This is a genomic window from Verrucomicrobiota bacterium, from assembly GCA_016871675.1.
Taxonomy (GTDB): Bacteria; Verrucomicrobiota; Verrucomicrobiia; order Limisphaerales; family VHCN01; genus VHCN01.
Map to the genome: position 1 here is coordinate 1 of VHCN01000069.1, position 18,021 is coordinate 18,021.

Annotated in this window: 16 protein-coding genes and 3 tRNA genes; 10 read left to right on the forward strand and 9 right to left on the reverse strand. The window is 67.6% G+C overall.

What is annotated here, in order from left to right; genetic code table 11:
* Positions 1-401: 401 nt before the first annotated feature.
* The 4 genes from FJ386_12635 (at position 402) to FJ386_12650 (ending at position 3,761) form a co-directional block, all read left to right on the forward strand.
* Positions 402-488 (forward strand) — tRNA-Leu (locus FJ386_12635).
* The gene (locus tag FJ386_12640; GenBank protein ID MBM3877544.1) at positions 457-1,593 is read left to right on the forward strand and encodes a cytochrome-c peroxidase; all 1,137 of its coding nucleotides are present in this window, start codon (positions 457-459) and stop codon (positions 1,591-1,593) included. The genes FJ386_12635 and FJ386_12640 overlap by 32 nt, the downstream gene beginning before the upstream one ends.
* 38 nt (positions 1,594-1,631) lie before the next feature.
* The gene (gene rsmI, locus FJ386_12645) at positions 1,632-2,384 is read left to right on the forward strand and encodes a 16S rRNA (cytidine(1402)-2'-O)-methyltransferase (protein ID MBM3877545.1); all 753 of its coding nucleotides are present in this window, start codon (positions 1,632-1,634) and stop codon (positions 2,382-2,384) included.
* A gap of 393 nt (positions 2,385-2,777) precedes the next feature.
* Positions 2,778-3,761: a tRNA-dihydrouridine synthase family protein gene (locus FJ386_12650; GenBank protein ID MBM3877546.1), complete on the forward strand. Its 984-nt coding sequence runs from the start codon at positions 2,778-2,780 to the stop codon at positions 3,759-3,761.
* 71 nt (positions 3,762-3,832) lie between these two features.
* On the opposite strand, the gene FJ386_12655 is transcribed toward FJ386_12650, so the two are convergent.
* The 3 genes from FJ386_12655 to FJ386_12665 all read right to left on the reverse strand — a co-directional run bounded on the left by FJ386_12655 (position 3,833) and on the right by FJ386_12665 (position 7,314).
* Positions 3,833-3,923: transfer RNA gene (locus tag FJ386_12655), tRNA-Ser, on the reverse strand.
* A 632-nt stretch (positions 3,924-4,555) separates the two neighbouring features.
* Positions 4,556-5,659 carry a redox-regulated ATPase YchF gene (ychF, locus tag FJ386_12660; GenBank protein MBM3877547.1) on the reverse strand — a complete coding sequence of 368 codons (1,104 nt, stop codon included), beginning with the start codon at positions 5,657-5,659 and terminating at the stop codon, positions 4,556-4,558.
* A 239-nt stretch (positions 5,660-5,898) separates the two neighbouring features.
* Complete coding sequence (locus FJ386_12665; protein ID MBM3877548.1) at positions 5,899-7,314, reverse strand: M20/M25/M40 family metallo-hydrolase; 1,416 nt, start codon at positions 7,312-7,314, stop codon at positions 5,899-5,901.
* A 104-nt stretch (positions 7,315-7,418) separates the two neighbouring features.
* Here FJ386_12665 and FJ386_12670 point away from each other — a divergent pair, with 104 nt between their 5' ends.
* A complete protein-coding gene (locus FJ386_12670) occupies positions 7,419-8,216 on the forward strand; it encodes a TIGR00282 family metallophosphoesterase (protein ID MBM3877549.1) in 798 nt (265 codons plus the stop codon).
* A 12-nt stretch (positions 8,217-8,228) separates the two neighbouring features.
* Positions 8,229-9,656, forward strand: a complete 1,428-nt coding sequence (gene xseA, locus FJ386_12675; GenBank protein ID MBM3877550.1) for an exodeoxyribonuclease VII large subunit — start codon at positions 8,229-8,231, stop codon at positions 9,654-9,656.
* Between the two features lie 14 nt (positions 9,657-9,670).
* Here xseA and FJ386_12680 read toward each other — a convergent pair whose 3' ends face one another.
* Complete coding sequence (locus FJ386_12680) at positions 9,671-10,801, reverse strand: HupE/UreJ family protein (GenBank protein MBM3877551.1); 1,131 nt, start codon at positions 10,799-10,801, stop codon at positions 9,671-9,673.
* A gap of 349 nt (positions 10,802-11,150) precedes the next feature.
* Between FJ386_12680 and FJ386_12685 the strand changes: the two genes are divergently transcribed.
* Entirely contained in the window at positions 11,151-11,318 is a 168-nt protein-coding gene (locus FJ386_12685) for a hypothetical protein (protein MBM3877552.1), read from the forward strand.
* Between the two features lie 52 nt (positions 11,319-11,370).
* Here FJ386_12685 and FJ386_12690 read toward each other — a convergent pair whose 3' ends face one another.
* The gene (locus tag FJ386_12690; protein ID MBM3877553.1) at positions 11,371-12,153 is read right to left on the reverse strand and encodes a glycerophosphodiester phosphodiesterase; all 783 of its coding nucleotides are present in this window, start codon (positions 12,151-12,153) and stop codon (positions 11,371-11,373) included.
* Positions 12,150-13,319 carry a hypothetical protein gene (locus FJ386_12695; GenBank protein MBM3877554.1) on the reverse strand — a complete coding sequence of 390 codons (1,170 nt, stop codon included), beginning with the start codon at positions 13,317-13,319 and terminating at the stop codon, positions 12,150-12,152. Before FJ386_12695 ends, FJ386_12690 begins: the two co-directional genes overlap by 4 nt.
* Here FJ386_12695 and FJ386_12700 point away from each other — a divergent pair.
* Positions 13,296-14,405, forward strand: coding sequence for a hypothetical protein (locus tag FJ386_12700; protein MBM3877555.1), 1,110 nt, complete (start codon positions 13,296-13,298; stop codon positions 14,403-14,405). The two genes, FJ386_12695 and FJ386_12700, sit on opposite strands and share 24 nt — an antisense overlap.
* An 18-nt stretch (positions 14,406-14,423) precedes the next feature.
* On the opposite strand, the gene FJ386_12705 is transcribed toward FJ386_12700, so the two are convergent.
* The 3 genes from FJ386_12705 to FJ386_12715 are packed head-to-tail and all read right to left on the reverse strand — an operon-like array spanning position 14,424 to position 17,315.
* A complete protein-coding gene (locus tag FJ386_12705; protein ID MBM3877556.1) occupies positions 14,424-15,824 on the reverse strand; it encodes a hypothetical protein in 1,401 nt (466 codons plus the stop codon).
* A gap of 49 nt (positions 15,825-15,873) precedes the next feature.
* Complete coding sequence (locus FJ386_12710; GenBank protein MBM3877557.1) at positions 15,874-16,668, reverse strand: TatD family deoxyribonuclease; 795 nt, start codon at positions 16,666-16,668, stop codon at positions 15,874-15,876.
* A 38-nt stretch (positions 16,669-16,706) separates the two neighbouring features.
* Entirely contained in the window at positions 16,707-17,315 is a 609-nt protein-coding gene (locus tag FJ386_12715) for a riboflavin synthase (protein ID MBM3877558.1), read from the reverse strand.
* A gap of 227 nt (positions 17,316-17,542) precedes the next feature.
* On the opposite strand from FJ386_12715, the gene FJ386_12720 reads away from it, so the two are divergent.
* Both FJ386_12720 and FJ386_12725 read left to right on the forward strand, forming a co-directional pair.
* Positions 17,543-17,617 (forward strand) — tRNA-Val (locus tag FJ386_12720).
* 47 nt (positions 17,618-17,664) lie between these two features.
* Positions 17,665-18,021, forward strand: a 357-nt coding sequence (locus FJ386_12725) for a glutamate 5-kinase (GenBank protein MBM3877559.1), incomplete at its 3' end; no start/stop codon positions are given.

Sequence of the window (18,021 nt, forward strand, 5' to 3'; positions counted from 1 at the left end):
TGCGCCTCCGCGTGCGCGGCCTCGTGCAAGGGCACGTCCACGACTTCCACCTCCCCGCGCTGAAATCTCGCGACGGCGAGCCGCTGCTCCACGACCGGGCCTACTACACGTTGAACGAGATTCCGAAGAACTGACTCGCGGCTGAGCCGCTTGCGCGGAGGCGGCTTGCCGGCATTGAGCGGCCTGGTCCGCGCTTGCGTGCAGAGCGTTTTGGGTCCCACGTCCGGTCGTTAGCAGACGGATGCTTGCGGCTGCGGGGCGCTCCGGTGTATTGATGGCGACGGCGACGGGTGGATGTGCTCGCAGTTGCTCGAGGGTTTCAGGGCCCGAGACCGTAGCAAACAGTCCTGCAAATGCAGCCGTGAGCCGGATGTTGGAAGTGAGTTGTTGAAAGTGAAAATGCCGGCGTGGCGGAATTGGCAGACGCGCCAGACTCAAAATCTGGTATCCGCAAGGATGTGTGGGTTCGACCCCCTCCGCCGGCACCACGCCTCGGGCTCACTCGCTCTCGCGCTCGTCGCGAGTCTTGGAGCCGCTGTCCTGCTGTCGCGTGCCCGCGACGCGACTCCTGCGTCACCGCCGCTTCCGAGGGACTCGCTTCCGGCGGTGATGGAACGCGAGAAGATTCCCCGCGGCCTCGATGCACCACGTCCTGTCCCCGCGGACAACCCGATGGAACTCGACCGCGTGCAACTCGGCCGGAAGCTCTTTTTTGACCCGATGCTCTCGCGGGACCGGACGGTTGCGTGCGCGAGTTGTCACGACCCGGCGCGCGGGTTCGCGAGTGCCGATCCGGTCGCCATCGGGATCGAGGGCAGGAGGGGCCGGCGCAACGCGCCGTCGTTGCTCAACCGCGCCTACGCGAAGAGCCTCTTTTGGGACGGACGCGAGGCGACGCTCGAATCTCAAGCGCTCAAGCCCATCGAGGACGCGCTCGAAATGGGCAACACCGTCGCCGAGGTGGTGAAACGTCTGCGCGCGGATGGCGCGTATGCCGCGAGTTTCACGAGGGCGTTCGGCGGGGAACCGGATGCGGCGAACTTAGCGAAAGCCCTCGCTGCGTTTCAACGGACGCTTGTCATCGGCGGCAGCCGCATTGACGCGTTTCGCGCGGGAGACGTGGCGCAGGTCAGCGAGCAGGAGCGGCACGGGTTCTGGGTGTGGGAGAGCAAGGGCGGCTGCTGGCGCTGTCATTCGGGGGCGAATTTCACCGACGAACAATTCCACAACACCGGCGTGAGCGCCGGTCGAGAGCCTGCGGATCCCGGCCGCTCGGCCGTCACGGGACTCGGAGCCGACCGCGGCAAGTTCAAGACGCCGTCCCTGCGCGGCGTGGCGTGGACGGCGCCCTTCATGCATGACGGCAGCATCGCGACGCTTGAAGAGGTCGTGGAGTTTTACAACCGCGGCGGAAGGGCGAACCCGAATCTTGATGCCGCGGTGAAGCCACTCGGCTTGAACGCGGAGGAGGTTCAGAGCCTTGTCGCCTTCCTCAAGGCGCTGTCCGAGGGCGATGGTCCCGCGGGAACGCTCAAGCTCCCGGCGGACAAGCCAGCACTAGCGCCGGGCAAGGACGGCAAGCCGTCGCCGTGACCCAGTCCTCCGCGCGGACTTCAGCCGCGGCGTTTCGCATGACGACCCCCGAGCCACCTTCGCTTCCACCGCTTTCAGGCGGCACGCTGTATCTCGTCGCGACTCCCATCGGCAACCTGGAGGACATCACGCTGCGCGCGCTTCGCACCCTGCGCGAGTGCGACCTCGTCGCGGCGGAGGACACGCGGAGGACGGGCCAGTTGTTGCGCCACTTCGGGATCCACAAGCCGGTGGTGAGCTGCTTCCAGTTCAACGAGGCGCGGCGAGGCGTGGAACTTGTCGAGCGGTTGCAACGCGGCGAAAAGGTTGCGGTCGTCACGGACGCGGGCACGCCGGGCATCAGCGATCCCGGTGAGCGCCTCGTGCGGCGCGTTCTCGACGCGGGCTTGCGCGTGGAATCCGTTCCCGGCCCGTGCGCGCTGGTCGCCGCACTCACGGCGAGCGGACTTCCGACGGACGAGTTCCATTTCGTGGGCTTCCTGCCGCACAAGTCGGGTCAGCGCCGCAAGCGGCTCGAATCGCTCCGCGAAGTCGCCGGCACCGTCGTGCTTTACGAGTCGCCGTTCCGGATGGAGAGATTGCTCGGCGAACTCGCGGAGTTGTTCGCCGCGAGGCAGGTCGTCATCGCCCGCGAGGTGACCAAGAAGTTCGAGGAGTTTCTGCGCGGGACGCCCGCGCACCTGCTCGCCGTCACGAGGGCGCGCAAGCTGAAGGGTGAATTCGTGGTGTTGATTGGCGCGGCGGCGCCCGCTGCGGACACTGCGGCCGGCCAGCGCGACACCACGGATTGACCAGAGGTGCGCCGGCCCGTCGCCGCCGCCGCCGTCAGCGGCGAGCGTCACCGAGACGCCGAGTCCGGCCTCCAGTTGTTGCCCGGTGTTGAAGAGGAGGTTGACGAGGCCGGGCGAATCGAGGCTGCGGCCTCTCCACGTCCCGGGCCGCGCGCCAGCCCCGCGATACAGCGCCTCCTCGAAGCTTGGCGTGCCGGGGTTGTTTCCTGCGAAGTGCCCGCGCCCCACCGGCTCGCGCAGCTTCGGCACGGAACGGTTTGCACGGCGAAACCGGGAGCTGGCGCGCCCGCATGGCTCGCGCATACTCTGCGGCGCGCTTTGCGCCCGATGTCCGCCGCCGATTCATTTGAAACCCTGCTTGTCGCGCCGGAGCCCGTGCTCGCCCTCGCGCCGATGCAGGATGTGACCGACCTCGCCTTCATGCGCGTCCTCGCGCGCCGCGGCGGGCCCGATGTGTTCTTCACCGAGTATTTCCGTGTGCATCCCACGTCGTCGCTGGAGAAACCCATCCTCCGCTCGATCACCGAGAACACCACCGGCAAACCCGTCGTCGCGCAGATGATTGGCAATGACATCCCCGGGCTTGTCCGCACCGCGCGCGAGTTGCAGCAATACGCCGTCGCCGGCATCGACCTGAACCTCGGCTGCCCGGCGCCCGTGGTTTACAAGAAGTGCGCGGGCGGCGGCCTGCTTCGCGAACCCGCGCGCGTTGACGCGATCCTCGGCGCGCTGCGCGACGCGGTCGCCGTGAAGTTCTCCGTCAAGACGCGCATCGGCTTCGACGACCCGCGCGTGTTCGACGAACTGCTGCCCATCTTCGCGAGGCACTCGCTCGACCTGCTCACCGTCCACGCGCGCACGGTGCGCGAGATGTATCGGAGCGAAGTCCACTACGACTACATCGCGCGCGCAGTGGATGCCATGCCCTGTGCCGTGCTCGCGAACGGAAACGTCCACTCGGCCGCGAAGGCCGAAGCCGTCTTGCGCGACACCGGCGCGCGCGGGTTGATGATCGGCCGCGGCGCCATCCGCAACCCGTGGCTGTTCCGGCAGGTGCGTGAGCACCTGCGTGGCGAACCCGTGTTCGTGCCACGCGGCCGGGACGTGCTCGGCTACGTGCGCGAGTTGCACGAGGCCACCTTCATCGCGGGCTCGACCGACTTCGGCCACGTCACGCACCTCAAGCGCCACATGAACTTCCTCGGCCTCGGCGTCGAGCCGTCCGGCGAATTCCTCCACCAAATCCGGCGCGTGACAACCTCCCCGGAGTTCTTCCGCGTTTGCGAGACTTTCCTCGACCACGACCAGACGATGCCGCTTGAGCCCTTCGATCTCGCGCTCAAGCCCGCGGACGTCCTCGCCGGCGAACACGGGTAGAGCCGAAAGGCCGGCGGGCCACGGGTGGAACATTTCAGCGGAGACATCCTGAGGCCGCCCCGCAGTGAAGGTGGCGGAGAGAGAGGGATTCGAACCCACGGTGAGGTATTAGCCCACTCACGCTTTCCAGGCGTGCGCCTTAAACCACTCAGCCATCTCTCCAGCCGAAATTCCGGGCGGGTTCCCGGCCGCGGGTGCGGGCCGGGTGCCGTGATGCATGACCGCGGCGGGCACGGCCATCAAGGGTTCTTTCGCCGGATTGCAGGGGTGCGGCAAGCTTTTTCATCCGCCGATCGAGGCGAATCCCCGGACGCGGTTGCGGCCGTGCTCACAATGGTGGCAGCGGCATCAGCAAGCGGTTCGTAGGCGGCGATGGCGCGGGCGCGGGCGCACGCGTTGAAGCCGAAATGATCTCAATCGTGGGGCAGGACGGATGCGAGAATGATCAAGCGGCAGGCAGCAGCAGGGCTTCGCGTGGAGTGCGTGGTTGGTTCGTGTGAGTGCTCTGGCGAGGACGGTTCTTGCTACCGGATCGACCGCCTCGCGGCAAGCCGGAACCGAGCGGCGTGCGGCGGTCTGGCGCATGTCACATTATTGCACCCCTCACCCCGACCCTCTCCCCTCGTCCGACGAGGGGAGAGGGTGGCCGAAGGCCGGGTGAGGGGTGTGAGCTTGCATCCAAGCTGCTGCGTTCCCCGGCACGAGCCGCGTGCTCCCGCGTGGTTGCAACAAACTCAGATGCGCCCGCGGTGCGCTGGATCGTCAGGAGTGAGTGGGGCACGGTCCGGTTCGGCTCACACGTTGAACTTGAACAGGATCACGTCGCCGTCCTGCACCACGTAGTCCTTGCCTTCCATCCGATACAGGCCCTTCTCGCGCGCGGCGGCGATGGAGCCGCACTTCAGCAAGTCGTCGTAGGCCACGGTTTCGGCCTTGATGAAGCCGCGCTCGAAGTCGCTGTGTATCACGCCCGCGGCCTTCGGAGCCGTGTCGCCGGCGTGAATGGTCCACGCGCGGACTTCCTTCTCGCCGGCGGTGAGATACGTGCGCAACCCAAGCAGGTGATACGTGGAGTGGATGAGCTGTCCCACGCCGCTCTCCGCCACGCCGAGCTCGGCGAGGTAGGCGCGCGCCTCGTCGGGCGGCAGCTCGGCAAGGTCGCTCTCGATTTGCGCGCTGATCACGACCGTTTCGCAGTCGTGGTGCGTCCGCGCGTAGTCGCGCACTTTCGCGACATGCGGATGGGTGTCGGCGGATGCAAGCTCGGATTCCTTCACATTGGCGGCGTAAATCACGGGCTTGGCGCTGAGCAGGAAGACGCCCGCGGCGATGCGCTTCTCCTCGGGCGGAAGTTCGAGCAGGTTCGCGGGCCGGCCGGCATTCAAGTGCGGCTCGATTTTCGCGAGCACCGCGTCCTCGGCGGCGGCGGCCTTGTCGCCGCGCTTCACATCGCGCGCGATCTTCTCGCGGCGTTTGGTCACGGTCTCCAAATCGGCGAGCACGAGCTCGGTCGTGATGATCTCGATGTCGCGCACCGGGTCGATCGCGCCGGTCACGTGGTGGATGTCGGCGTCCTCGAAGCACCGCACGACCTGGACAAGGGCGTCCACCTCGCGGATGTGCGTGAGGAACTTGTTGCCGAGCCCCTCGCCCTCGGACGCGCCCTTGACGAGCCCCGCGATGTCCACGAACTCGATCGCGGCGGGAACGATGACGCTGGTCTTCGCAACCTTCGAGAGCGGCTCGAGGCGCGGGTCCGGCACGGTGACGATGCCGACGTTGGGCTCGATGGTGCAGAAGGGATAGTTCGCGGCCTCCGCCTTGCGCGAGCGGGTGACGGCGTTGAACAGGGTGGACTTGCCGACATTGGGCAAGCCGACGATGCCGGCCTTCAACATGGTGGTCCGCGGCGGGCCGGTCGGCAGGCGGGCGCCAGCCGCATCCCGGCCGGACGCGGGCGCGCATTGAAGCAGAACGCCGCCGAGGGTCAAACGGCAAACGGCGAAATGGCGCGGCCCGGCTTTGCGTTGGAACCGTCCCCGGCGCGGCCCATCATCGGCGAGTTCCTCGAAAAGGTGCCGTTCGTGCGCGCCATCAGCGGGTCGCTCATCCTTTGCGCGCGCAAGGGATAAGACCGCTACTTCGCCGCAGCCACGTCCGTGACCGCGGTCCACAGGAACTCGAGAAACCTGCCGAGCCCCGCGATGCTGATGCGCTCGTCGTTGCCGTGGACGCGCGTGGACTCCTCGTCGGTGCTCACGCTGCCGAGTCCGTAGGCCTGCACGCCCTTCGCGCGGAGCTGCGCCGAGTCGGTGGCGCCCGTGAGCATCATCGGGATCGTGACCGCGCCGGCGAAGTGCTTCCGCTGCGCGCGTTCGATCGCGGCGAACATCGCCGTGTCGTGCCGCGACGGCTCCGTGGCGGGCCGGCCGCGCTCGGGCGGGAGGACCTCGATCTGCGGATCGTCAATGAGCTTGCGCAGTTGTCCGATGAACGTGTCCATGTCCTCGTCCGGCAACGCGCGGCAGTCCACCATCGCCAGCGCGTCGCCGGGGATGACATTGATGCGGAAGCCGCCCTTCATGATCGTGGGAGTGAGCGTGGTGCGGAGCATGGCGTTGTAGCCGTGCTGCGTGAGGCGGAGCTTCTCCTGCACGATCGGGCCGAGCACGGGATCCTCGAGATGCGTGAACAGGAACGCATCGGCCGGCTCGCTGATGGCCGCGAGTCGCTCGAAGAACGTGCGCGTGGTGCTGTTGAGGCGCATCGGCGGCTGCCACGTGCCGATCTTCGCGACGGCCATCGCGAGGTGGGTGATGGCGTTGTCCGGGCGCGGGCGCGACCCGTGGCCGCTCGAGCCCTTCACGGCGATGAGGATCGGCCGGGGCACTTTCTCCGCGGTGGCCACACCGACGTATTGCACTCTGCCTTTCGATTCGTAGATGCGGCCGCCTTCGTTCAGCGCGAACTCGCACGCAATCTTGTCCCAGTGCTTCGCCACGAGGAAATCAATGCCGACGTGCGTCGTGCCCTCCTCGCCCGCCTCGGCGAGGAAGATCACGTCGCGGTCGAGCGGGACCTTGAGCCGGTGGAGCAGCAGGAAGATTTCGAGGCAAGCGCTGGTCATGCCCTTGTCATCCGACGCGCCGCGGCCGTAGACGAAACCGTCCTTGATGAGTCCGGCGAAGGGCTCGACGGTCCACTTGTCGCGCTCGACGCCCACGACGTCCGTGTGGCCCATGAGCAGGAGCGGCTTCTTCTTCCCGTTGCCCTTGAGCCGGGCGACGAGGCTGCCGCGGCCTTTTTCCAATTCGAGGATTTCAGACGCAAGGCCCTCGCGGTCGAGGAAGGCCTTCAGATACTCCGCGCCCTTGGTTTCGTTGCCCGGCGGATTGCTCGTGTCCACTTTGATGAAGCCCGTGAGAATGCGGACCATTTCCTCGCGAGCCGCGGCGAAGTCGGGCGAGGCGGCCGTGCCGGCGGCCGGGCGCGCGCCTGCAACGGCCGATGCGAAACACAGGACGCAGAGCCAGCCGAAGCGCGGGGACGTCATGGCACTTGGTTGCCCGAACTCACCCGCACCGGCAAGCGCAAAGGCGCGGCGCACGCGACAAATTCGCTACCCAGCCCCGGGGCGGCTGACTACGCTGCCCGCGCGTGAAGCTCCTCTTTCTCGGCGACATCGTCGGAGAACCCGGGCGGAAGGCCGTCGCGGCGATTGTGCCCGGCTTGCGCCGCAGGCACAGCGTCCATTGCGTCATCGCGAACGGCGAGAACTCCGCGGGCGGCTCCGGCATCACGCCGGAGACGGCGGCGGAGATCTTCTCGGGGGGTGTGGATATCATCACGTCGGGCGATCATCTTTGGGATCAAAAGGACGTTTCGCAATTGCTGGTGCACGAGCCGCGGTTCATCCGGCCGCTCAATTATCCGGCGGGCACCCCGGGGCAGGGGAGCACGGTCTTCCAGTCCAACGGCTGCGCGCCGGTCGGGGTGATGAATTTGCAGGGCCGGGTGTTCATGCCGGACCTGGACAATCCGTTCCGCCGCGTGAAGCCCGAGCTGGAGCGGTTGCGCGAAATCACCCCGGTGATCCTCGTCGATTTCCATGCCGAGGCCACGAGCGAGAAGATTGCGTTCGCGCGCATGCTCGACGGGCAGGTGAGCGCGGTCGTGGGCACGCACACGCACGTGCAGACGGCGGACGAGCAGATTTTCGCCGGCGGCACGGCGTTCCTGTGCGATGCGGGTTTCACGGGCGCGCACGAGAGCGTGCTCGGACGTGAGATCGAGCCGGTGCTGTTCCGGTTCCTCACGAATCAACCGCAGCGCCTCGCCGTCGCGAAAGGCCGCGTGCTGCTTCAAGGCGCGCTGATCGAGGTGGACGAGCAGACCGGCAAGGCGGTGCGCATCGAGCGCGTGTCCGAACCGCTGCCGGCCGCGTGCGGCGGATGAACGACTGCTCCCATGCCCAAGCCCGCCCAATCGCAATGGGACTTCGGCGAACTGTTCCCGCAGGAACAGGCGCGCACGGTGTTGTCCGTCTCCGAACTCACCGGCCAGATCAAGCACTTGCTTGAGAAACAGGTCGGGCGCGTCGCGGTGTCCGGCGAGGTCACCAGCTTCCGCGCGCAGGCCTCCGGGCACTGCTACTTCACGCTCAAGGACGCCGCCGCGCAGCTTGCCTGCGTGCTCTTCCGCGGTGGGGCCACCGCGCAACGCGGCTTGTTGCGCGACGGCGCGAAGGTGGTGCTGCGCGGCGAAGTGTCCGTGTATGAGGCGCGCGGACAGTATCAGCTCATCGTGCGCGCGGTTGAGTTGCAGGGCGTCGGCGCGCTGCAACAGGCGTTCGAGCGGTTGAAGGCGAAGCTCGCCGCCGAGGGGCTCTTCGCGCAGGAACGCAAGCGGCCCATCCCGCGATTCCCCCAGCGCATCGGGCTCGTCACGTCGCCGACGGGTGCGGCCATCCGCGATGTGCTCCATGTGATCGGCCGCCGGCAGCCGGGGCTCGAAATCATCCTCGCGCCTTGCCGGGTGCAAGGCGACGGCGCGGGAGGAGAAGTCGCTGCGGCGGTTCGGTTGTTGAGCGAGTGGGCGGCTGGCGCAGGATCGCAGACGCCGCGCCTCGACCTCATCCTCGTGACCCGTGGCGGCGGGTCGATCGAGGATCTGTGGGCGTTCAACGAGGAAGTCGTCGCGCGCGCCATCGCGGAATCAGCGGTGCCGGTCGTGTCCGCGATCGGGCACGAGGTCGATTTCACCATCGCGGACTTCGTCGCTGACCTGCGGGCGGCGACGCCGAGCGCGGCGGCGGAGCTGATCACGGAAGGCGCGTTCGCGAGCCGGGAATTTGTCGCGGGCGCAGCCGCGGAACTCGGCCGACTCGCCCGGCGCGCCACCGGGGACGCGCGCGAGGACCTCGATGAACTGGCGCACCGGCTTGGGTTGGCGCATCCGAGACGGCGCGTGCATGAGGGCTTGCAGCGGCTCGACGATGCGGTTCTCGCCCTTGGCCGGACTGCGCGCCAGCGTCGCGAGCAGGGGCACGGGGCGGTCCGCGAGATGAACGGACGCTTGACGCGGATGCGTCCGCGCGGGGCCGTCGCACAGCGCCGCCAGCGTGTCGCGGAATGGGCGCGGCGTCTCGACGACCTGGCGCGACGCGGGCTCGAACGGGCGCGGGAACGGCAGTCCTCCGCCGAAGCCCGGCTTCGCCTGCTCGCGCCCGGGCACGTGCTTGCGCGCGGTTACTCGATCACGATGGATGCCTCGACCGGCCGCGCGTTGCGCGATGCCAGCGAAGTGCGCGCCGGACAGAAGCTCACGACCCGGCTCAAGACCGGTGAAATCCGCAGCACGGCGGACGGGCGCCCGTCGGCCGGCCCTGCGACGTGACCCGCAACCCGCGGTCAGAAGGGCATGAACGGCACGTCGAGGATCCGCTGCACAAGCCAGAGCGCTGCGATCACCGCGACACACGCCGAGCCAGCCCGCACGACGAGCCCTTGATAAAACCACGAGCCGCGCAGCAAGAACGCGACGGGGACGAACAGGCCGACGATGGCAAGCTGGCCGGCTTCCACGCCGAGGTTGAACCCTGACAGGGGAACGAGGAGCGCGCCGGACTTGAGGCCGAAGTCACCCAGCACATTGGCGAAACCGAAGCCGTGCACCAGGCCGAAGCCGAACGCCACCAGCCACGCGCGCTCGCTGACCATGGGCTTGAGATTGTTGACGGCGGCAAGGATGACCGACGCGGCGATGAGCGACTCCACCAAGCGCGACGGGGGCCGCACCACGTCGAGCGCGGCAAGGGTGAGCGTGATGGAATGCGCGATGGTGAACGCAGTGACAATCCTCACCACGTTCCAGAAGGCGGGCTTGAACTCCGTCACGGAGCGCCACGCGCGGCCCTCGCGCCGGAGCACGCTCGGGAGCAGCAGCGCCACGAGAAACAGCACGTGGTCAAACCCCAGCCAGATGTGCCACACGCCTTCGCGTCCGAAGTCGAGGAACTCGCGCGCCAGCCCCGCGTCCGCGAGGTCGAAGTGCTGGCGGGAGTTGGCCGGACTCGCGATGCTGACCAGTTCGCGCTCGCCCCACGCGATGTTGACGAGTCCGCGATGGAGCGGCAACCGGTCGAAGAACATCCGGTATTCGAGGTCGAGTTCGCGCGGCCGGCGGAACCCCTGCGCCTCGAAGGCGACCACCGCGTAGATGCCGTCGGGAAACTGCGCCACCTGATGATTGGTGATGACGCACGACAACTCGATGCCATTGACGCGCAGCTTGAGCCGGGAAAGCGCATAAGCCCCGATCGCGCGTTCGCGGCTTTGAAGTTCCGCCCAAGTCACCGCCCCGTCCCGGTCCGTGTCGAGTCCGATGGTCGCCTCCAGGTCGCGCAAGGACAGGTCGAGCTGGCCGGACACACGGTCGTCGTCGAGCCGGAGGTTCAGGTAGCTTTCGCCCGGTCGATGAGCGAACGCGTCGCACGCCCGGAGCACGAGCCAGAGACAGGTGAGTAGTGCCAATCCACGCATGGTCGCGGGTGACACTCCCACGCAACCCACGGCCCGCCAAGCGTCAAGACGGGCCGCCCGGGCGTGGACTCCGGGTGCCCTGCCACGGGATGCCAGAAACTGAACATTTTTTGCTTGCGGCCCGTCGAAGCCACGTTAGTTTCCGCGCCGTCAACCGTAGTAACCAACAAACAACTCTATGAGCATCACCCAATACACCCTCGCGCTCGCGGCGGCGTTTGCCCTCGTGGCGACTCCCGTGACCGCGCAGGACAAGCCGGCCGCCGGACAGGCGGACAAGAAAGTCGAAACCGCCACCATCGCCCTTGAAGTCAAGGGCATGACCTGAGGGGTCAACTGCCTCAAGAAGGTGCAGTCTGCACTTTCCAAGGTCGCTGGAGTCACGAAGGCCGATGTGAAGATGCCGAACTCGGCGTCTGTCACGGTTGACAAGTCCAAGAACGTCACCGCCGAGAAGCTCATCGCGGCGGTCAAGGCAGCGGGTTACTCCGCGTCCGTCCCCCCGGCCAAGAAGTAACTTCTGCTTCACCTTTCACAGGCCCGCGGCTTGCGCCGCGGGCCTTTCTGTTTCAATCGCGGAGGGCCTTGCGAAGCCACCCGGGGCGATCGGTCGTGATCCCGGCAACCCCAGCCCGGGCGAGGCGGCGGGCGACGCGGGCGCTGTTCACCGTCCAAACGAACACCTCCAATCCTGCTCCGCGAAGTTCGCGAACGAAACGGCCATCGATGGGCCCCCGTGAATCGACGTCCACGCCATCCAATCTCGCGGCGCGGGCGAGTCGGATGATCTCCTTCGTCGTGAGCGGCCACGCCCGGCGGCCAACCCCGGCGGGGATGCTCTCCAAGCCCCAATAGACCGGGACACGCGGCATGGTGCGCTTCGCAAGCGCCATCACCCGGAGGTCGAAGCCGATGATCACCGCGCCCCGCGTTCCCAGCGGCGAGTGACGAACAACCGGGACGAGCGGCGCAACGGTCTCGGGGCCGGACTTGATCTCGATGAACAGCCGTTTCCCGGCGGGCACGGTATCGAGCACCTGCGCGAGCGTCGGGATGCATTCGCCGCGCCAGCGCCGGGCTTTCCACGAACCGGCATCGAGGCGCGCCAACCCGGCTGCGGTTCGCCCGGCGACAACGCCGCGACGACCGGTCGTGCGCCCGGTCGTCGCATCGTGAATCACCATCACCTGTCCGTCGCGGCTGAGGTGCACATCGCATTCCGCCGCGTCGGCGCCCTGTTCCCACGCAAGTTTGAACGCGCCGGGCGTGTTCTCGGGCGCCTCGTGCGAAGCGCCGCGATGGGCGATGATCTCCATGGCGTGCATGCTGTCGATCCAGTCCGGCCGCGTCATGCGAGCCCGCGCCGCCCGAGTTCGCGCAGGGTCCACTCGTATTCGCCGGCGAGTTGATCCACCACGTCGCGCTTCTTGAGTTCGGCGGGCATGACTTCCCACGTGTAAGTCTCCATTTCCAGATGCGAACACAGCGCGGGGTCGCCCGCGAGCGCGTCGAGGACGCCCTGCACGTGGTCGGCGGTGGTGCCGAACCGCTCCGTGGGCGGCGCGTGCAGCGGGATGTGAAAGTGAATCCGCCACTCGTCGGGGGCAGAGGTCGGAGGGGAGCAGGGTGAGGCGAGGGCCACATCCAGGTCGCGGTGTCGGGTCAGGCGGCCGGCGGCGTCGCGCGCGATGACTTGATGAAAGTAAACATCGTCGGCGAAGTCTCGAAGCGCGTCCCGCGCCCCGGTGGTTGGCCGCACCCGCAGCGCGTTGCTCAAGTGCAGCTTGCTGATCTTGATGCCGTGGCTGCGAAGCCGCCCGAGCGCAGCGGCCGCATCCTCGAATTCGACGGCGAGGTGACAGCAGTCGTAGTTCACCCCGAGGAACGCATCGAGCCGCGCATCGCCCGGCCGGTCGGCCCGCAGGCGGTCGAAGAAATCCGCCGTCTCGGCCGAGGTTTCGAGATGGCACAGCGGCTCGGGTTCGAGGCCAAGATGGAGCGCGCGTCCGCAGCGCTTGGAGACGCGCTCGATGTGCTCGATGCACGACCACAAGTGGCCGCGCGCCGCGGTTTCCTGCGATGCGGCGCGCATGAACTCCTTGAACGACACCGGCACGGTGCTGACGCTTCCTTCAACGCCACCGGGCGCGATTTCGCCGAGCAGGTCGAAGAGGAGGTTTGTGTAATCGAGCCGCTCGCGCGTGGTCCAGTCCGGCGCGTAAACCTGCTCCTTCACGCGCGTCCCGTGGAAGCGGCCGTAGGGAAATCCGTTGATCGTGAACACGTAGCAGTTCTCCGTGTCGAGCCACCTTCGGAAACCCAGCAGCGTCGCGCGGTCCGACAATTCCCGCGCCGCGTCGGCGCCGAGCCGAAGGCCGATGGCGTAAGCCCGCCCCGCGCCGACGCGGTCGCGCACGGCGAGCGTGTGGGTCTGCAGCGATTCAAACGTCTGCGCCCAAGATTCGCCGCGGTGGATGTTCGTGCAGTAGGCCAGATGAAGCCCGTGCTTCAGTTTCATCGGCGGAAGGTGTATCACCGCGCCGCCGCCGCTGCGAGAGCGCGGTGCGCTGCGATCCCAGCGATGCCGCACGATGTTTCATGGGAAACCCTCGACTGGTCCGCGCTGGACCGGATGCGCGGGGGATTTCTCTCACCCGGTTCCCCGAACGGGCGCGGGTGGACCTCGATCTCCGACGTTGCGAACTACGACTTCACCTTCGCGCAGCGCATCGGCTGGAAGTGGGACGCCGTCCTCGCCGAACTTGCCGCGCGCGGCTGGACTCCACCGAGTGGCGAGATTCTCGACTGGGGCTGCGGGAGCGGGGTCGCGGCGCGGCGGGTCATCGAGTGGCTTGGCCCGGGACTGTTCAAGCGTGCCGACCTGTTCGACCGGTCGCCGCTCGCGCTGGAGTTCGCGGTCCGCCGCACACGGGAGCTTTTGCCCGACGCGGAGGTTTGCGCCTTGCGGAGCGACCCGGCGACCTCGGGGAACTCCATCGGCTTGCTCGTAATCAGCCACGTGCTCAACGAACTCGACCCGCCCTCGCGCTCAAGACTGCTCGACCTCGCCCGCCGCGCGGGTGCGGTTCTCTGGGTCGAGCCCGGTTCCCGCGCGGAGAGCCGCGATTTGTCCGCGATGCGCGACGAACTGCGGAACGACTTCACGGTGGTCGCCCCGTGCCCGCATCAGTCCGCGTGCGGAATGCTCGCGCCCGAGAACGAACCGCACTGGTGCCACTTCCGGGCGCCCGTGCCCAAGGGCGTCCTCGCCCACGGCGGCTGGGTGCGATTCGGCCAGCAGGCGGGGATCGACCTGCGGAGCCTGCCTTACAGCTTTCTCGTCCTTGAGCGCACGGGCGTCCGCGAAACCACGCCGGGACTTCCCGCGTCCGGCTGCGCGAGGGTGCTCGCCGGTTGCCGGTTCTACAAGGGCTACGCCCGCCTCATCACGTGTCGCGCCGGTGGTGTGGAGGACCTCGAACTGCAAAAGCGAACGGCGCCGCGGCACTTCAAGGCGCTGAACCGCAGCGAAAGCGGGCTGTTCTGGAGGATTGAAGCCGCGGACAAACGCATTCTGTCAATCGACGCACTCGCGCCGCGCTGACCCCGGTGCCGGTGCCGGCTACTCGCGCTCGAATCCGTTGTTCCAAAACCGCTGCATCTCCGCGGCGGCCGGCACTTTCAGCGGGCGCACGATGCGGAATCCGAGGAACTGCGCGTCCGTGAGATACCAGATGCTCTTGGGCAACTGCGGGTCCTGCTGCTTCCACGACTTGTCCGAGAAGCGCCGCGCCGCGCTCCGCAGTTTTTCGGCGTCGTCATCCCACGAACCGCCGCGCGCGACCTGCCCGTAGGGCGCGGTCGGTTTCGCCCAAGGGTCCTGAAGTGACGTCATCACGCCCTTGTAATCCGCCGCGTGCTGGTCGAGCACCCACTCGGCGACGTTGCCGTGCATGTCGTGCAAGCCCCACGGGTTGGGTTTCTTCCGGCCGACCTTCTGATACTTGAACTCGCTGTTGTTCGAGAACCACGCGAAGTCCTTCGCCGCCGCCGTGTCGTCTCCCCAATTGAACGCCGTCTTCGTCCCGGCGCGGCAGGCATATTCCCACTCCGCCTCCGTCGGCAGCCGGTAGAAGTGCCCCGTCTTTGCGCTCAGCCACTGGCAATACTTGCTCGCCGCGTGCTGCGTCATGCTGATCGCCGGGAAGCCGTCCTTGCCCATGCCGAAGCTCATCTCCACATACGGCTTGGTCGGCCGCGCGACCACGTCCGAGACGCGGTCCACCTTCGGGTCCGTCTTGATCCGGTCCTTGAACTTGCGCTCCTCGTCCAGATACATGAACAGCTCGAACTCGTTCCACGTGACCTCGCACCTGCCCATCCAGAACGGCGAAATCTTCACCTTGTGCGACGGCCCTTCATCGGCTTGGCGGCCCTTCTCGGTCGCGGGACTTCCCATCAGGAATTCGCCCGCGGGAATCGGCAGCATCGTGTAGCTCTCCTCCGTGCCGGGGATGGTATTCGTGTAGGCCGTCATCGCCTTCGCGGTCGTCGGCCCGCCCTTGCGCGACGTGATGAGCTTGTGGATGCCCGCGACGACCTCCTTCTCGCTCACGGCCTGCTCGACCTCGATCTTCTTCGGCACCAGCACCACGCCCTCGGGCCACTTCGCGCCCTGGTTGATCCAGTCGCGGATCAAATCCGTCTGCGCCTTCGGCAGCGGGCCGTTCTTCGCCTTCGGCGGCATCAATTCGTCGTCGTCCACCGGCAGCACCGTGCGCGTGTAGAAGGAACTCTTCGCCGCGTCGCCCGGCCGGATGGCGATGCCGCTGTCGCCCGGCTTGAGCGCCTCGGCGCGCGTCTCCATCCGGTAGCCGCCCCGCGCGTAACCCTCGCGATGACACGCGGCGCAGCTCAATTCCAGGATCGGCTTGATGTCCTTGACGAAATCCACGTCCGCCGCGCGCGCGGCGGACAGCGGGGTGGCGAGGGCGAAGACCGGCAGGAGCGGAAGAAATCTCATGTTCACTTGGACGATGCGGCGCGGACTTTTGCCTCTCGGAAAGTGAAAGTCAACCGAAGGCCCGGAAGAAGCCCCGTGCCGTGGCGCAGGTCGCCGAACTGAGTTCCGCCAGCGTGCCGCCGCGCACTTGCGCGGCAAACTCCGCAATCTCCCGAACGCGCGCCGGCTCGCAGCGCTTGCCGCGAAACGGCACGGGCGCGAGGAACGGGCTGTCCGTCTCGAACATGAAGCTGCCGTCCGGCGCCGCCGCGAGGGTCTCGCGCACCGTCGCGGCATTCTTGAAGGTGACGATGCCGGTGAAGCTGACGAGCGACCCGAGCGCGAGCACGCGCCGCATCGCCGCCGGGTCGCCGCCGAAGCAGTGGAACACCGCCCGCACCCGCGACGCGTGCGGCGTGAACTGCGCGAGCACGTCCTCGAACGACGCGCGCTCGTGGACAACGCAGTTGAGGCCGAGCTCGGCGGCGACCTCGAGTTGTTGCGCGAACAGCGCCGCCTGCTTCGCCTTGATGCGCGCGTCCTCATCCAGCGTTCCCGGCAGTCGGTAGTAATCCAGCCCCGTCTCGCCGATGGCCACGACCTTCGGGTGTTTCGCCAGCACCCGCAGCGGCCCGCGGATGTCCCCCGGCGCCTCGGTCGCGTGGCCGGGATGCCAGCCGGCGACGGCGAACACGTTCTCAAACCGTTCCGCAATCCTCACCGCCCGCTCGCTGCTCGCCAGGTCCGTGCCGATGGAAATGATCTTCTCAATCCCGGCGTCCCGCGCGCGTTCCACGACCGCGTCGAGGTCCGGCTCAAAATCCGGAAAGTCGAGGTGCGCGTGCGTGTCAAAAAAAGTGTCCATGTCGGGGCGGCCCGGCGGGGCGGAAGGCGCGCGGTGATTCAGCGGCGCGCCTGAAGCAGCCGGTCCACGTGTTTGCCGAGCAAGTCGGCTTCGAGATTCACGGCGTCGCCGGCCTTGCGCTCGCGCAGCGCGGTGACGGCGAGCGTGTGCGGGATGATCCAGATGCGGAAGCCGCGCGCGATCACGTTCGCGACGGTCAGGCTGACGCCGTCCACCGCCACGCACCCCTTCGGCACGATGTAGCGCAGCACGTCGCGCGGCGCCTCGATGTCGAGCACGTGGTCGCGCCCCGACTTTTCCCAGCGGGCGATGCGGCCGAGCCCGTCGACGTGACCGGTTACGAAGTGCCCGCCGAGGCGGCCGTCCGCGCGCAACGAACGCTCGAGATTCACCCGCGAACCGGCGCGGACGAACTGCAAGTTGGTGCGCTCCCAGGTTTCGCGGAGCAGGTCGAAGCGCGCCCGCGCAACCCCGGCGCCGCTCCGGCGCAGGGCGGCGACCGTCAGGCAGCAGCCGTTCACCGCGAGACTGTCGCCCGTCTTGAGCCCTCGCGAGCAAAGGCGCAGGCCGATGGCCAGTTCGATGGCGCGCGAGGTTTCGCGCACGGCGGCCACGCGTCCGGTTTCCTCAACAATGCCCGTGAACATGCGCCCGTTGTCCGGGTTTAGGTCCGCGACTGCAAGCCCGCGTTCCATCGGCCGGAGCTCGGCCCGGATCCCCACAAGGGTCGCGGGTCAATAAGGTGGAGCGTTGGCGCTGTGCGCCAGCATGTCAACTCACAGAGCCGACGCTACATCTCAAGGGCAGCCACCCCCAAAAAGCCTTGTCGCGTCCGGAGCCGGCGCGTAACTTTTGCCGCCCTGAGGCCGGAGCCGCGCGCTTAGCTCAGCGGTAGAGCACTTCCTTCACACGGAAGGGGTCGCAGGTTCAAATCCTGCAGCGCGCACCACACCGCCGCCTCGACAGTCCCGCACGCCGCTGTAAAGTCCCCCCGCCGTGCGTGCCCGCCTGCTCCAGAATGTCACCCGCATCGTGGTGAAGCTCGGCACCGGCGTCCTCACCGACAGCCGGAAGCAGCCCGACTTGGGGCAACTCCGCCAACTTGTCGCGCAACTCGCGGGCCAGCGGAATGCCGGCCGCGAAATCGTGCTCGTCACCTCCGGCGCCGTGGGCGCGGGCATGGGCGTGCTCGGCCACGCGGAGCGCCCGCGCGACCTCGCTGAGTTGCAGGCATGCGCCGCCGTCGGCCAGTCGCGGCTGATGACCACTTACGAGCGGCTCTTCGAGTCGTTCGGCCTCCACGTCGCGCAGGTCCTCCTCACGCACGACGACCTCGAGCACCACGACCGCCAT

What these genes read in the sequence shown, in the direction of transcription:
- FJ386_12665 (MBM3877548.1), bottom strand. Translation starts at nt 7,314, where the DNA reads ATGACGTCCCCGCGCTTCGGCTGGCTCTGCGTCCTGTGTTTCGCATCG.
- FJ386_12710 (MBM3877557.1), bottom strand. Translation starts at nt 16,668, where the DNA reads ATGGACACTTTTTTTGACACGCACGCGCACCTCGACTTTCCGGATTTT.
- rsmI (MBM3877545.1), top strand. Translation starts at nt 1,632, where the DNA reads ATGACGACCCCCGAGCCACCTTCGCTTCCACCGCTTTCAGGCGGCACG.
- FJ386_12695 (MBM3877554.1), bottom strand. Translation starts at nt 13,319, where the DNA reads ATGAAACTGAAGCACGGGCTTCATCTGGCCTACTGCACGAACATCCAC.
- FJ386_12700 (MBM3877555.1), top strand. Translation starts at nt 13,296, where the DNA reads ATGAAGCCCGTGCTTCAGTTTCATCGGCGGAAGGTGTATCACCGCGCC.
- FJ386_12690 (MBM3877553.1), bottom strand. Translation starts at nt 12,153, where the DNA reads ATGACGCGGCCGGACTGGATCGACAGCATGCACGCCATGGAGATCATC.
- FJ386_12680 (MBM3877551.1), bottom strand. Translation starts at nt 10,801, where the DNA reads ATGCGTGGATTGGCACTACTCACCTGTCTCTGGCTCGTGCTCCGGGCG.
- FJ386_12715 (MBM3877558.1), bottom strand. Translation starts at nt 17,315, where the DNA reads ATGTTCACGGGCATTGTTGAGGAAACCGGACGCGTGGCCGCCGTGCGC.
- FJ386_12640 (MBM3877544.1), top strand. Translation starts at nt 457, where the DNA reads ATGTGTGGGTTCGACCCCCTCCGCCGGCACCACGCCTCGGGCTCACTC.
- ychF (MBM3877547.1), bottom strand. Translation starts at nt 5,659, where the DNA reads ATGTTGAAGGCCGGCATCGTCGGCTTGCCCAATGTCGGCAAGTCCACC.
- FJ386_12650 (MBM3877546.1), top strand. Translation starts at nt 2,778, where the DNA reads ATGCAGGATGTGACCGACCTCGCCTTCATGCGCGTCCTCGCGCGCCGC.
- xseA (MBM3877550.1), top strand. Translation starts at nt 8,229, where the DNA reads ATGCCCAAGCCCGCCCAATCGCAATGGGACTTCGGCGAACTGTTCCCG.
- FJ386_12705 (MBM3877556.1), bottom strand. Translation starts at nt 15,824, where the DNA reads ATGAGATTTCTTCCGCTCCTGCCGGTCTTCGCCCTCGCCACCCCGCTG.